The 13,898-nt window shown below is 63.9% G+C and carries 14 protein-coding genes; 11 read left to right on the top strand and 3 right to left on the bottom strand.

Annotated features, from left to right (window positions below):
- Window positions 1-60: 60 nt before the first annotated feature.
- A complete protein-coding gene (locus CQW31_RS14270; protein ID WP_099814776.1) occupies window positions 61-1,209 on the bottom strand; it encodes a patatin-like phospholipase family protein in 1,149 nt (382 codons plus the stop codon).
- Window positions 1,210-1,337: 128 nt separating this feature from the next.
- A complete protein-coding gene (locus tag CQW31_RS14280; RefSeq protein WP_099814777.1) occupies window positions 1,338-2,273 on the bottom strand; it encodes a lipid A biosynthesis lauroyl acyltransferase in 936 nt (311 codons plus the stop codon).
- 111 nt (window positions 2,274-2,384) lie between these two features.
- Here CQW31_RS14280 and minC point away from each other — a divergent pair, with 111 nt between their 5' ends.
- The 7 genes from minC to CQW31_RS14315 all read left to right on the top strand — a co-directional run bounded on the left by minC (window position 2,385) and on the right by CQW31_RS14315 (window position 9,137).
- Window positions 2,385-3,149 carry a septum site-determining protein MinC gene (gene minC / locus CQW31_RS14285; protein ID WP_099814778.1) on the top strand — a complete coding sequence of 255 codons (765 nt, stop codon included), beginning with the start codon at window positions 2,385-2,387 and terminating at the stop codon, window positions 3,147-3,149.
- A gap of 100 nt (window positions 3,150-3,249) precedes the next feature.
- A complete protein-coding gene (gene minD / locus CQW31_RS14290; protein WP_054886417.1) occupies window positions 3,250-4,062 on the top strand; it encodes a septum site-determining protein MinD in 813 nt (270 codons plus the stop codon).
- 3 nt (window positions 4,063-4,065) lie between these two features.
- Window positions 4,066-4,320, top strand: coding sequence for a cell division topological specificity factor MinE (gene minE / locus CQW31_RS14295; RefSeq protein ID WP_003252572.1), 255 nt, complete (start codon window positions 4,066-4,068; stop codon window positions 4,318-4,320).
- Between the two features lie 153 nt (window positions 4,321-4,473).
- Window positions 4,474-5,109: an RluA family pseudouridine synthase gene (locus CQW31_RS14300; protein WP_019472567.1), complete on the top strand. Its 636-nt coding sequence runs from the start codon at window positions 4,474-4,476 to the stop codon at window positions 5,107-5,109.
- Between the two features lie 168 nt (window positions 5,110-5,277).
- Complete coding sequence (locus CQW31_RS14305; protein WP_099814779.1) at window positions 5,278-6,567, top strand: M18 family aminopeptidase; 1,290 nt, start codon at window positions 5,278-5,280, stop codon at window positions 6,565-6,567.
- Between the two features lie 204 nt (window positions 6,568-6,771).
- Window positions 6,772-6,939, top strand: coding sequence for a hypothetical protein (locus CQW31_RS31315; RefSeq protein ID WP_165837385.1), 168 nt, complete (start codon window positions 6,772-6,774; stop codon window positions 6,937-6,939).
- 44 nt (window positions 6,940-6,983) lie between these two features.
- Entirely contained in the window at window positions 6,984-9,137 is a 2,154-nt protein-coding gene (locus CQW31_RS14315) for a mechanosensitive ion channel family protein (RefSeq protein ID WP_099814780.1), read from the top strand.
- A 100-nt stretch (window positions 9,138-9,237) separates the two neighbouring features.
- Here the strand turns inward: CQW31_RS14315 and CQW31_RS14325 are convergent, their stop codons facing one another.
- The gene (locus CQW31_RS14325; RefSeq protein WP_054886421.1) at window positions 9,238-9,951 is read right to left on the bottom strand and encodes a UTRA domain-containing protein; all 714 of its coding nucleotides are present in this window, start codon (window positions 9,949-9,951) and stop codon (window positions 9,238-9,240) included.
- Window positions 9,952-10,269: 318 nt separating this feature from the next.
- On the opposite strand from CQW31_RS14325, the gene CQW31_RS14330 reads away from it, so the two are divergent.
- The 4 genes from CQW31_RS14330 to CQW31_RS14345 all read left to right on the top strand — a co-directional run bounded on the left by CQW31_RS14330 (window position 10,270) and on the right by CQW31_RS14345 (window position 13,897).
- Window positions 10,270-11,334 carry an ABC transporter substrate-binding protein gene (locus tag CQW31_RS14330; protein ID WP_054886422.1) on the top strand — a complete coding sequence of 355 codons (1,065 nt, stop codon included), beginning with the start codon at window positions 10,270-10,272 and terminating at the stop codon, window positions 11,332-11,334.
- A gap of 145 nt (window positions 11,335-11,479) precedes the next feature.
- Window positions 11,480-12,286, top strand: coding sequence for an alkaline phosphatase family protein (locus CQW31_RS14335; protein WP_054886423.1), 807 nt, complete (start codon window positions 11,480-11,482; stop codon window positions 12,284-12,286).
- Complete coding sequence (locus CQW31_RS14340) at window positions 12,283-13,113, top strand: ABC transporter permease subunit (protein WP_054886424.1); 831 nt, start codon at window positions 12,283-12,285, stop codon at window positions 13,111-13,113. Before CQW31_RS14335 ends, CQW31_RS14340 begins: the two co-directional genes overlap by 4 nt.
- Complete coding sequence (locus CQW31_RS14345; protein WP_054886425.1) at window positions 13,103-13,897, top strand: ABC transporter permease; 795 nt, start codon at window positions 13,103-13,105, stop codon at window positions 13,895-13,897. Before CQW31_RS14340 ends, CQW31_RS14345 begins: the two co-directional genes overlap by 11 nt.
- Window position 13,898 lies beyond the last annotated feature (1 nt).

Here is a 13,898-nt window from a genome sequence, read left to right on the forward strand (position 1 = left end):
AGGCCTGAGGTGATCGCTGTGGGAGCGGCTTTAGCCGCGAAGAGGCCGGTACAGGCAACATCAAATCCCCAGGAACTGGCACAGCTCGCGCTTCTTCGCCAGGGCATCGCGCCGCCCCAGTTCGATCAGTTCGCTGCAATAACTGGCCTCGAACAGCAGATAGCTCAGCACCCCTGCTCCGCTTGTCCGGGTCGCCCCCGGGCCGCGCAGGAACAGGCGCAACGCCGCCGGCAACTCGCGCCGGTGCCGCGCCGCAATCTCGTCCAGCGGTTGGCTGGGCGCTACCACCAGCACCTCGATCGGCGCCAGCCCCAGGCGCCGTGCATCCAGGTGCGCCGGCAGCAGCCGGCTGAGGTGGTTGAGCCGCTGCAGCAGCTCGATATCGTCTTCCAGGCTGTCGATGAACGTGCTGTTGAGCATGTGCGCGCCAATCTGCGCCAGGCTCGGCTGTTGGCCGCTGAACACGCGCTGGGTCGGCAACGGCGCAGCCGGGCGCTGCGGGTTGCCGCTGACCCCGACCACCAGCACCCGGCTGGCGCCCAGGTGCAGGGCTGGACTGATCGGTGCCGACTGGCGCACCGCGCCGTCACCGTAGTACTCGTCACCCAGGCGCACCGGGGCGAACAGCAGCGGGATCGCCGCGCTGGCCAGCAAGTGATCGATGGTCAACGGTGTGGGCACGCCGATACGGCGGTGGCGCAGCCAGGCATCGATGGTGCCGCGCCCCTGGTAGAAGGTCACCGCCTGGCCGCTTTCGTAGCCGAAGGCGGTCACGGCGACTGCCCGTAGCTGTTCGGCGGCGATGGAATGGCCGATGCCATCCAGGTCCAGGTGCGACTGCAACAGGCCCCGCAGCGGGCTGCTGTCGAGCAAGGCCACCGGCACCTGGCCGCCCAGGCCCAGCAGGCTATGGCCAACGAAGCGGCTGGCCTGGCGCACGACGCCGGGCCAATCGCTGCGGATCACCAGGCGGCTGCGGAAGTTCTGCCAGAACGTGGTGAGGCGCTGCACCGCATCGTTGAAGCGGGTGGCGCCACTGGCCAGGGTAACGGCGTTGATGGCACCGGCCGAGGTGCCGACGATGACCGGGAACGGGTTATGTGCGCCGGGCGGCAGCAGTTCGGCGATGCCGGCAAGGACGCCGACCTGATAGGCGGCGCGGGCACCGCCGCCAGAGAGGATCAGACCAGTTACCGGGGGTGGTGCCATGGATTCCTTCCTGGGGTTGATGTGCTTTCAGGCCTGTCCTCTTCGCGGGCACGCCCGCTCCCACGGGTTATGCAATCCCTGTGGGAGCGGGCGTGCCTGCGAAGAGGCCGGCACAGGCAACAAACGGTCTAGCGTTTTTTCTTGTCGTACAGCCGTGGCGCGCCCTCAGGCCGCGACTTGAAGCGCCGGTGCGCCCACAGGTACTGCTCCGGGCACTCGCGCAGCACACCCTCGACCCACTGGTTGATACGCAGGCAATCCGCTTCTTCGCTTTCACCGGGGAAGTTCTCCAGCGGCGGGTGGATCACCAGACGATAGCCGCTGCCGTCCTCCAGGCGCTTCTGGGTGAAGGGAATCACCTGCGCCTTGCCCAAGCGGGCGAACTTGGTGGTCGCGGTGACCGTGGCTGCCGGAATACCGAACAACGGCACGAAGATGCTCTGCTTGGCGCCGTAGTCCTGGTCCGGTGCATACCAGATCGCCCGGCCCGAGCGCAGCAGCTTGAGCATGCCACGCACGTCATCACGCTCCACGGCCAGCGAATCGAGGTTGTGCCGCTCACGGCCACTGCGCTGGATGAAGTCGAACAGCGGGTTGCCGTGCTCGCGGTACATGCCGTCGATGGTATGCGCCTGGCCAAGCAACGCGGCGCCGATTTCCAGGGTGGTGAAGTGCACCGCCATCAGAATCGCGCCCTGCCCGGCCTGCTGCGCAGCCTGCAGGTGCTCGAGGCCTTCGATGTGGGCCAGGCGCGCCAGGCGAGCCTTGGGCCACCACCAGCTCATGGCCATTTCGAAGAAGGCGATACCGGTCGAGGCAAAGTTGGCCTTGAGCAGGCGCTGCCGTTCGTCGTCGGACAGCTCCGGGAAGCACAGCTCGAGGTTGCGCGCGGCAATGCGCCGGCGCTCACCGGCCACGCGATACATCAGCGCGCCCAGGGCAGCGCCGAGCCATAGCAGGGCACGGTAGGGCAACTGCACCACCAGCCACAGCAGGCCCAGGCCCAGCCACAGGCCCCAGAATCGCGGGTGGAGGAAATAGGGTCGAAAACGCGGGCGTTCCATTGAAGCTTCCGGCAAGACAAAGGCCGAGCATTCTACATCGGATCGGCACCGGTTGCGGCCAACCGGTCTTATCGTTATAAGTCAGGGCACTTTTTTCGCAACAAGCCGTCTATGCAGACCATGAGCCCAAACCCCACACCCGACACCGCCTCCGTGTTCCAGCTCAAGGGCAGCATGCTCGCCATCACTGTGCTGGAACTGGGGCGTAACGACCTGGAAGCCCTCGACCGCCAGCTGGCGGCGAAAGTGGCCCAGGCGCCGAATTTTTTCAGCAACACGCCGCTGGTGTTGGCGCTGGACAAGCTGCCCGCCAACGAAGGGGCAATCGACCTGCCCGGGCTGATGCGTATCTGCCGCCATCATGGCCTGCGTACCCTGGCGATCCGCGCCAACCGCATCGAGGACATCGCGGCGGCGATCGCCATCGACCTGCCGGTACTGCCGCCGTCTGGCGCCCGTGAGCGGCCGCTGGAGCCCGAACCCGAGGTAAAAAAGGCCGAGCCTGCACCTGCCCCGGCACCAGAGCCTGCGCCTGTGCCAGAGGTGCGCCCGACCCGCATCATCACCGCCCCCGTGCGCGGCGGCCAGCAGATCTATGCCCAGGGTGGCGACCTGGTGGTCACCGCCTCGGTCAGCCCGGGTGCGGAACTTCTCGCCGATGGCAACATCCATGTGTACGGCGCCATGCGCGGCCGCGCCCTGGCAGGGATCAAAGGCAATACCAAGGCGCGTATCTTCTGCCAGCAGATGACCGCTGAAATGGTCTCGATCGCCGGCCAGTACAAAGTGTGCGAAGACCTGCGCCGCGACCCGCTGTGGGGCGCTGGCGTGCAAGTCAGCCTGTCCGGTGACGTGTTGAACATCACCCGTCTTTAACGGATACTTGCCGTCATTTTTAGAGCAACTTTTTCATCTGTTGCCGTTTATTTGCATATTGCTGGGACACCTGTCCCGACTTATTTAGGGGTGAAACACCTTGGCCAAGATTCTCGTCGTTACTTCCGGCAAGGGGGGTGTGGGCAAGACCACCACCAGCGCCGCCATCGGCACCGGCCTCGCACTGCGCGGCCACAAGACTGTCATCGTCGACTTCGACGTGGGCCTGCGTAACCTCGACCTGATCATGGGCTGCGAGCGCCGTGTGGTGTACGACTTCGTCAACGTGGTCAACGGCGAAGCCAACCTGCAGCAGGCCCTGATCAAGGACAAGCGCCTGGAGAACCTGTTCGTGCTGGCCGCCAGCCAGACCCGCGACAAGGACGCGCTGACCCAGGAAGGCGTGGAAAAGGTGCTGATGGAGCTGAAAGAACAGTTCGATTACGTCATCTGCGATTCCCCGGCCGGTATCGAGAAAGGCGCGCACCTGGCGATGTACTTCGCCGACGAAGCCATTGTCGTGACCAACCCTGAAGTGTCCTCGGTGCGTGACTCGGACCGCATGCTGGGCATCCTGTCGAGCAAGTCGCGCCGCTCCGAGAACGGCGAAGAGCCGATCAAGGAACACCTGCTGATCACCCGTTACCACCCCGAGCGCGTGGAAAAGGGCGAAATGCTCAGCATCGCCGACGTCGAAGAGATCCTGGCGATCAAGCTCAAGGGTGTGATCCCCGAGTCGCAGGCCGTGCTCAAGGCCTCCAACCAGGGTATCCCGGTCATCCTCGACGACCAGAGCGATGCCGGCCAGGCGTACAGCGACACCGTCGACCGCCTCCTGGGCAAAGAGAAACCCCTGCGTTTCGTCGAAGTGCCGAAGCAAGGATTCTTCGCGCGCCTGTTTGGAGGCAAGTAAACCATGAACCTTTTTGACTTCTTTCGTGGCAGACAGAAACAGACCAGCGCGTCGGTAGCGAAAGAGCGTCTACAGATCATCGTGGCGCATGAGCGCGGCCAGCGCAGCGAACCGGACTACCTGCCGGCGCTGCAGAAAGAACTGCTGGAAGTGATCCGCAAGTATGTGAACATCGGCAACGATGATGTGCACATCGAGCTGGAAAACCAGGGCAGCTGCTCGATTCTGGAACTGAACATCACCCTGCCGGACCGCTGATTCGGCTAAAAGCTGGGGCTGCCTTGCAGCCCTTTCGCGACACAAGGCCGCTCCTACAGGAATTGCGTATCCCCTGTAGGAGCGGCCTTGTGTCGCGAAAGGGCCGCAACGCGGCCCCGCTGTGTTTTTCCCCGATATAACCGAGACTACGCAATGCCGCTGTCGAACATCCAGATCCTCCATGAAGACGCCGCCATCCTGGTGATCAACAAACCGACCCTGCTGCTGTCGGTGCCCGGCCGTGCCGAGGACAACAAGGACTGCCTGATCACCCGCCTGCAGGAAAACGGCTACCCGGACGCGCTGATCGTGCACCGCCTGGATTGGGAAACCTCTGGCATCATCCTGCTGGCCCGCGATGCCGACAGCCACCGCGAGTTGTCGCGCCAGTTCCATGATCGCGAAACCGAAAAGGCCTACACCGCGTTGTGCTGGGGCCAGCCGGCGCTGGACAGCGGCAGCATCGACCTGCCCCTGCGCTACGACCCGCCAACCAAGCCACGGCATGTGGTGGACCATGAACAGGGCAAGCATGCACTGACGTTCTGGCGCATCGTCGAGCGATGCGGGGATCACTGCCGGGTCGAGCTGACCCCGATCACCGGGCGCTCGCACCAGTTGCGCGTGCACATGCTGTCGATCGGCCACCCGTTGCTGGGCGACCGCCTGTATGCCAACCCCGAAGCGCTGGCGGCCCATGAACGGCTGTGCCTGCATGCCTCGATGTTGAGCTTCACCCACCCGGTCAGCGGCGAGCGCTTGAAGTTCGAGTGCCCTGCCCCCTTCTGATGCTGCAGGGCCTGTACCGGCCTCTTCGCGGCTAAAGCCGCTCCCACAGGGACGGTGCCAGCCGCAAGGCCTGTGATATCCCTTGGGAGCGGCTTTAGCCGCGAAGAGGCAGACACAAATTGTCGACTCAATAGGCTAAACTCGCGCCACTGCTGTCTGGAGTGAGTTATGCGCGAAGCACTGAATACCGGCCTGATCGAATTCCTCAAGGCCTCCCCGACGCCCTTCCATGCCACCGCCAGCCTGGCCCAGCGCCTGGAGGCGGCCGGCTACCAGCGCCTGGACGAGCGTGACAGCTGGGCTACGGTGCCCGGTGGCCGTTACTTCCTTACCCGCAATGACTCCTCGATCATCGCGATCAAGCTGGGCAAGCAGTCGCCGCTGCACAACGGCATCCGCATGGTCGGCGCGCACACCGACAGCCCTTGCCTGCGGGTCAAGCCGCAGCCTGAGTTGCAGCGCCAGGGCTTCCTGCAACTGGGCGTGGAAGTGTACGGCGGCGCGTTGCTGGCGCCGTGGTTCGACCGCGACCTGTCGCTGGCCGGGCGCGTCACCTTCCGCCGTGACGGCAAGGTAGAAAGCCAGCTGATCGACTTCAAGCTGCCGATCGCGATCATCCCCAACCTGGCGATCCACCTGAACCGCACCGCCAACGAAGGCTGGCAGATCAATCCGCAGAATGAACTGCCGCCGATTCTCGCCCAGGTGGCCGGTGACGAGCGCATCGACTTCCGCGCCGTGCTCACCGAACAGCTGGCCCGCGAGCACGACCTCAACGCCGACGTGGTGCTGGATTACGAACTGAGCTTCTACGACACTCAGGACGCCGCGCTGATCGGCCTCAATGGCGACTTCATCGCTGGCGCCCGCCTGGACAACCTGCTGTCGTGCTATGCCGGCCTGCAGGCGCTGCTCGGCGCAGACAGCGATGAAACCTGCGTGCTGGTGTGCAACGACCATGAAGAAGTCGGCAGCTGCTCGGCCTGTGGCGCCGATGGCCCGATGCTCGAACAGACGCTGCAGCGCCTGCTGCCGGATGGCGATGCCTATGTGCGCACCATCCAGCGCTCGCTGATGGTCTCGGCCGACAACGCCCACGGCGTGCACCCCAATTACGCCGACAAGCACGACGGCAACCACGGGCCCAAGCTCAACGCAGGTCCAGTGATCAAGGTCAACAACAACCAGCGCTACGCCACCAACAGCGAAACCGCCGGGTTCTTCCGGCACCTGTGCATGGCCGAGGAAGTGCCGGTGCAGAGCTTCGTGGTGCGCAGCGACATGGGCTGTGGTTCGACCATCGGGCCGATCGCCGCCAGCCATCTGGGGGTGCGCACGGTGGATATCGGTTTGCCGACCTTTGCCATGCACTCGATCCGCGAGCTGTGTGGCAGCCATGACCTGGCGCACCTGGTGAAAGTGCTTTCGGCCTTCTACCGTAGTCGCGAGCTGCCCTGAGATTGATGTAGGCAGGTCCGGCCTCTTCGCGGGCAAGCCCGCTCCCACAAGTCCTCCACAAGATTCAAATCCTGTGCGATACCTGTGGGAGCGGGCGTGCCCGCGAAGAGGCCGGGCCTGCAAACAGATGCCCAGGATCAATCCCCCTTCTGTCCAACCCGCTATGCTTGTTGTATGGCCCCTTAAGCAGAAGGACCGCTGCACATGTCCCCCTTTCTTTCACTGTTCGTGCCGGTATTCCTGTTCCTGATGCTGCTGACCATCGGTTTCAGCATGCGCGAGCGCAATATCGGCGTGCTGATGATGTGGATCGGCACCTTGGGCATCTTTGGCCTCACCTGCTGGACGATCCTGGAGAAACTGCCCACATAAACCTCTACACTCGGTCAATCGTTTGACCTGAGGTAGATTTCCCGGTGCCAGCCTTCCTTCGTTGCCTAGCCCTGCTGCTATTCATCTTCCTGTCCCCGGCCCACGCGGCCGGCCTGCCCAGCTTGCTGGGCTCCAGCGCCCCCGCTCAGCCGGAGGCCACCGAGCCGCTGGCCAATTCACTGGACGAGGTGATCAAGAACCTCGAAAACGACCAGCAACGCACCAAGCTGCTGGCCGACCTGAAGAAGCTGCGCGACGCCACCAGGCAATCGCAACCTACCGTCGAACAGGGCGTCCTGGGCCTGATCGGCGGCGCCCTGCACGACTTCGAGAAGCAGTTCAGCGGTGACTCCAGCCCGTTCTACCGCTGGTCGCAGGAAATCGAACAGGCCCAGGCCGAACTGGCCGAACTGATCGTACCGGTGCATCAGTGGCCGGCCATCCTGTTCGGCTTTGCCGCGGTGATCGCGGTGTGGAGCTTGCTGGCCTATGCCTTCAACTGGATTGGCCACCGCGTGCGGGTGCGTTTCGGCCTGACCGAGGAGCTGCCGCAACACCCCCGTACCTGGGACCTGGTGCGCTTCGCCCTGCGCAAGTTGGGGCCGTGGATGGTGGCGCTGATCTTCACTGTGTACCTGAGCTTTGCCCTGCCCCCGTCGCTGGGCAAATCGCTGGCGATGGTGCTGGCCTATGCACTGGTGGTCGGTACCTGTTTCTCGGCCATCTGCGTGATTGCCTTCTCGCTGCTCGACGGCCCCCATCGCCACCGCGCCCTGCACATCCTGCGCCACCAGGCCTTCCGCCCGCTGTGGCTGATCGGCAGCTTCGCCGCCTTTGGCGAGGCCATGAGCGACCCGCGCATGCAGGTCGCACTCGGTACCCACCTGGCCCACGCCCTGGCGACCCTGGCCAATGTCATCGCGGCGCTGTCGTCGGGCCTGTTCATCCTGCGCTTCCGCCGGCCGATCGCCCACCTGATCCGCAACCAGCCCCTGGCCCGGCGCCTGACCCGACGCACCCTGAGCGACACCATCGAGATCCTCGGCAGCTTCTGGTTCGTGCCGGCACTGATCCTGGTGGCCATTTCGCTGTTCGCCACCTTCATTTCCGCCGGTGACACCAGCACTGCCCTGCGCCAGTCATTGATGTGCACCGTGCTGGTGGTGGTATGCATGGTGCTCAACGGGCTGGTCCGCCGCCACGCCGCCAACCCCAAACGCGCCAACAAGCGCCAGGCGGTGTACGCCGAGCGCCTGCGCAATTTTGCCTACCTGCTGGTGCACCTGTTCATCTGGCTGGTATTCATCGAACTGGGCTTGCGCGTATGGGGCCTGTCGATGATCGGCTTCGCCGAGGGCGAAGGCCATGAAGTGAGCGTGCGCCTGCTGGGCCTGGCCGGCACGCTGATTGTCGCCTGGCTGGTATGGATCCTTGCCGACACCGCCGTACACCATGCCCTGGTCCGCTCGCGTCGGGGCCTGGCCAACGCCCGTGCGCAGACCATGATGCCGCTGATCCGCAACGTGATGTTCGTGGTGATCTTCATCATTGCGGTGATCGTCGCCCTGGCCAACATGGGTATGAACGTCACGCCGCTGCTGGCTGGTGCCGGCGTGATCGGCCTGGCCATCGGTTTTGGCGCGCAGTCGCTGGTAGCCGACCTGATCACCGGCCTGTTCATCATCATCGAAGACTCGCTGGCGATCGACGATTATGTCGATGTCGGCGGCCACCTGGGCACGGTCGAGGGCCTGACCATCCGTACCGTACGCCTGCGCGATATCGACGGCATCGTGCACACCATCCCGTTCAGCGAGATCAAGAGCATCAAGAACTACTCCCGTGAGTTCGGCTACGCGATCTTCCGCGTCGCCATCCCGCACAGCATGAACATCGACCAGGCCATCACGCTGATCCGCGAAGTGGGGCAGAAACTGCGTAACGACCCGCTGATGCGCCGCAATATCTGGTCGCCGCTGGAGCTGCAGGGGGTGGAGAGTTTCGAGTCAGGCTCGGCGATCCTGCGGGCACGCTTCAAGACCGCGCCGATCAAGCAGTGGGAAGTGTCGCGGGCGTTCAACCTGGCGCTCAAGCGCCAGCTCGATGAAGCCGGGCTGGACCTGGCCACGCCGCGGCTGTCGGTGCAGGTGGTGACTGCCGGAGGTGGCCAAATGGCGGAATCCGGTTCTTCCAGCTAAGTCCCTTTCGCGGGCTCGCCCGCTCCCACAGGGTGCTCACTGGTATTGAAACCTGCGCGTTACCTGTGGGAGCGGGCAAGCCCGCGAAGAATCCAACACCTCAGCCCGCCTGCGCGCGGATGCGAATGGCATCGTGCCGCCAGTATTCAAGGTCACAGTCGATCAGGCGCCCATGCTGGTCGCTGTTGACCCGGGTGATATGCAACCCGGGGCTTCCCGTAGAGACCTTGAGGGCAGCAGCCGCTTCCACCGGCAAGGCGGTCGGCAGGATCTCGAAGCACACCTGCCCGTAGCGGATGCCGTACACCCGCCCGTAGATCTCGGTCAGCGACTGCGCCAGGTCCTGCTCGAGGATCCCGGGAAAATACCTCGGGTTCAGGTAATGCTCGGCGTACAGCACCGCCCGCCCATCGATGCGCCGTAACCGGCATATTCGCACCACGCTGGACAGCGCCGGCAGTTGCAGGCGCGCGCAGATTGCCGCCGAAGCCGGCTGCAGACGCGCCGAGAGCAGCTCGGTGCTGGCCTCCCGCCCCTGGTCCCGCACCATCGCATGAAAGTGGCTACGCTCGATCAGGTCGTAGGTCAGACGTTGCGGTGCGACGAACCAGCCGCGCCGTTCTTCGCGGTAGATCAGGCCCTGGGCTTCCAGCTGCACCAGCGCCTCGCGCAGGGTGATGCGCGTGGTGGCGAACACCTCGCTGAGCTTGCGTTCGGCCGGCAGCTTGCCGCCCGGTGCCAGCAGGCCGTGCTCGATCTGCTCCTGCAGGGCATGGCAGATGGCTGTTACCGCGCGCGGGGGCGTCGACTGCATCAAAAGGTTACCTATCTGGACTAGTCCAGCCCCATAACGAGGCCTCTGGAGAATAGTGCAAGCCTAGGCAGGGCTGATGAACATCCTGTGACAAAGGCCTCGGCCGGGTACTGCCAGAAACGCGCCAGGCCAGCATATCCGGGGCCATCGGGTGGTCTACGCTGTAGCGTCAAGGCCTTGTGCAGGCTTTGCCCTACATCAAACTGTCATGCAAGCGGCCTACCTTGGCTCAAGCTTTGCTGACCTAGACCAACGGTCAGCAAAAACCGCTTCACTCATAACAACGATCGCTAAAGGCACCCACCCAAGGAGCTTCGGATGAAAAAGTTGTTCATGGCGTCACTGCTCGGTTCGGCCATTACCCTGTGCACCTCGGCGATGGCCGCAGGCCCCGACCTCAAAGCCCTGGAAGACGCCGCCCGCAAGGAAGGCAACGTCAACAGCGTGGGCATGCCGGATGCCTGGGCCAACTGGAAGGGCACCTGGGAAGACCTGGCCAGCAAATACGGCCTGAAGCACAGCGACACGGACATGAGTTCGGCCCAGGAAATCGCCAAGTTCGAAGCCGAGAAGGACAACGCCAGCGCCGACATCGGCGACGTCGGTGCCGCCTTCGGCCCGATCGCCGCCAGCAAGGGCGTGACCCAACCCTACAAGCCAAGTACCTGGGACCAGGTGCCGGAGTGGGCCAAGGACAAGGACGGCCATTGGGCGCTGGCCTATACCGGCACCATCGCCTTCATCATCAACAAGGACCTGGTCAAGGAAGGCGATCGCCCGACCACTTGGCACGACCTTGAAAAAGGCAAGTACAAGGTCGCCATCGGTGACGTCAGCACCGCCGCCCAGGCTGCCAATGGCGTGCTGGCTGCGGCCATCGCCTACAAGGGCGATGAAGGCAACCTGGCCCCGGGCCTGCAGTTGTTTACCAAGCTGGCCCAGCAGAAGCGCCTGTCGCTGGCCAACCCGACCATCCAGACCATCGAGAAGGGCGAGGTCGAGGTCGGCGTGGTCTGGGATTTCAACGGCCTGAGCTACCGCGAGCAGATCGACCCCAAGCGTTTCGAAGTGCTGATCCCATCGGACGGTACGGTGATCTCGGGCTACACCACCATCATCAACAAGTACGCCAAGCACCCGAACGCGGCCAAGCTTGCACGTGAGTACATCTTCAGTGACGCCGGGCAGATCAACCTGGCCAAGGGCCATGCGCGGCCGATCCGTGCCGAGCACCTGAAACTGCCGGAGGATGTGCAGGCCAAGCTGCTGCCCAACGAGCAATACAAGGCCGCGCAGCCGATCAAGAATGCCGAGGTGTGGGAAGCGACTTCGAAGAAGCTGCCACAGATGTGGCAGGAGCAAGTGATCATCGAGATGGAATAAAGGGCTAGCTTTTGTAGTACCTGATCTGGCCCTTTCGCGGGCACGCCCGCTCCCACAGGGATTGCACATGCCTTGAAAGCTGTGCTGTACCTGTGGGAGCGGGCATGCCCGCGAAGAAGCCAACGCGGATTTGACTGGAGCCACCATGCAACACAACGTCATCCTGGTCCTGCTCGACGGCCTCAACTACCAGGTCGCGCACCATGCCATGGGCCACCTGCACGCCTACGTCGAGGCCGACCGCGCCGCGCTGTACCGTATGGAATGCGAATTGCCGTCGCTGTCACGGCCGCTGTACGAGTGCATTCTCACCGGTGTCGCACCGATCGACAGCGGCATCGTGCACAACAACGTCAACCGCCTGTCCAACCAGCGCAGCGTGTTCCACTACGCCCGCGAAGCCAACCTGGGGACTGCCGCGGCGGCCTATCACTGGATGAGCGAGCTGTACAACCGCTCGCCCTTCGACCCCCAGCGCGACCGCCACACCCACGCGCCGAAGCTGCCGATCCAGCACGGCCTGTTCTACTGGGACGACCGCTATCCCGACTCACACTTGCTGGCCGACGGCGAATACCTGCGCCGCCGCCATGCGCCGAATTTCCTACTGGTGCATCCGATGAGCATCGACGACGTGGGCCACCGCCATGGCCTGGACAGCAGCCAGTACCGTAATGCCGCGCGCAGCGCCGATATCCTGTTGTCCGACTACCTGCCGCTCTGGCTGGAAGAGGGCTACCAGGTGCTGGTAACCGCCGACCATGGCATGAACAACGACCGCTCGCACAACGGCTTGCTGGCCGAAGAGCGTGAAGTGCCGCTGTTCGTGTTCGGCGACGCCTTCAGCCTCGACCCGGCTGCCAAACCGCTGCAGACCGAACTGTGCGGGACCATCTGCGAGCTGCTCGGGGCGGCGCACGACAAGTCGGTTTGCCGGGAGTTGCTCAAGTGAACCGTGGCCGCTACCTGGCCCTGCTCTGCCTGCTGCCGTTCGCCGTGTTCTTCGTGATCTTCCAGATCGCCCCGCTGGCCTGGGTGGCGATCAACAGCCTGCAATCGGAAGCAGGCTGGGGCATGGACAACTTCAGCAAGGTGTTCGCCTCGAAGTTCTACCTGCAAGCGCTGCAGCGCAGCCTGGAGATCAGCTTCTGGTCGAGCCTGTTCGGTATCGTCATCGCCACCCTCGGCGCCTATTCGCTGCGCCAGGTCGACTCGAAGCTGCGCGACTTCGTCAGCGCCTTCGCCAACATGACCAGCAACTTCGCCGGGGTGCCGCTGGCCTTCGCCTTCATCATCCTGCTCGGCTTCAACGGCGCGCTGACCCTGCTGCTGAAACAGATCGGCCTGCTGGAGGACTTCAGCATCTACTCCAAGAGCGGGCTGATCCTGGTCTACACCTATTTCCAGATCCCGCTTGGCGTACTGCTGCTCTACCCCGCCTTCGACGCCCTGCGCGAAGACTGGCGCGAGTCGGCCGCGCTGCTCGGTGCCAGCCACTGGCAGTTCTGGCGGCATATCGGCCTGCCGGTACTGACCCCGGCGCTGCTCGGCACCTTCGTCATCCTGCTGGCCAACGCCCTCGGCGCCTACGCCACCGTGTACGCCCTGACCACCGGCAACTTCAACGTACTGCCGATCCGCATCGCCGGCCTGGTGGCTGGTGATATCAGCCTCGACCCGAACCTGGCCAGCGCCCTGGCGATGGTGCTGGTGGGGCTGATGACGCTGGTGACGGTGGTTCATCAATGGCTGCTCAAGAGGAGCTACCATGCGCGCTGAAAAAACCTCCGCCGGGCTCTACCATCGGCTGGTGGTGTACCTGCTGTTCCTGATCCTGCTGCTACCGCTGGCCGGTACCCTGCTCTACTCGTTGGCCACCAGCTGGTCGGCAAGCCTGCTGCCCAGCGGCCTGACTTTCAAGTGGTATGTCGCGCTGTGGAGCGAGCCACGCTTCCTGGCCGCGTTCGGCCAGTCGCTGCTGGTGTGCGTGGGCGCGTTGCTGCTGTCGGTGGTGCTGATCCTGCCGCTGCTGTTCGTGGTGCACTACCACTTCCCGAAACTCGATGCACTGATGAACATCCTTATCCTGCTGCCCTTTGCGGTACCGCCGGTGGTGTCCTCGGTGGGCCTGCTGCAGCTCTACGGCAGCGGCCCACTGGCGATGGTCGGCACGCCGTGGATCCTGATCGGCTGCTACTTCACCATCGCCTTGCCGTTCATGTACCGGGCAATCACCAACAACCTGCAGGCAATCAACCTGCGCGACCTGATGGACGCCGCCCAACTGCTCGGCGCCAGCACCTGGCAGGCCGCCCTGCTGGTGGTGCTGCCGAACCTGCGCAAAGGCCTGCTGGTGGCGCTGCTGCTGTCGTTCTCGTTCCTGTTCGGCGAATTCGTGTTCGCCAACCTGCTGGTCGGCACTCGCTATGAAACCTTGCAGGTGTACCTGAACAACATGCGCAACAGCAGTGGCCACTTCAACAGCGCGCTGGTGATTTCGTATTTCGCCTTCGTGCTGGTGCTGACGTGGGTTGCCAACCGCCTGAACAAGGACAAAACCTGAC

Origin of the sequence: Pseudomonas sp. 382 (assembly GCF_002759075.1) — a bacterium.
Classification (GTDB): domain Bacteria; phylum Pseudomonadota; class Gammaproteobacteria; order Pseudomonadales; family Pseudomonadaceae; genus Aquipseudomonas; species Aquipseudomonas vlassakiae.